We start from the raw sequence: 271 nt of genomic DNA, 5'->3' as shown, positions 1-271 counted from the left end.
ATTGCAGGACTCGAACCCGCGACCAACTGATTACAAATCAGCTGCTCTACCAACTGAGCTAAACCGGCAAGTGCGTGGTGCCCGTGGCCTAGGAAACCTAAGCACCACACTGAACGTACATCACATTACTTTACTAAGTCTGGAGCGGGTGAGGGGAATCGAACCCCCGTCTTCGACTTGGAAGGACGCTGCTCTACCATTGAGCTACACCCGCAAATTAGACTGCGGTTCACCCACAGAATATGGACTTGGCGCTACTTTCCACTTGTAC

1 tRNA gene is annotated in these 271 nt (G+C 52.0%); it reads right to left on the bottom strand.

The features are described from left to right. Nucleotides 1–140: 140 nt before the first annotated feature. A tRNA-Gly gene (locus tag AC1RPR_RS08850) sits at nt 141–214 on the bottom strand. Nucleotides 215–271 lie beyond the last annotated feature (57 nt).

Source organism: Dellaglioa sp. CoH-57-MRSF-22 (assembly GCF_056781895.1).
Note: the sequence above shows the minus strand (reverse complement) of the source record. Positions and strands in the feature narration are given on the sequence as shown.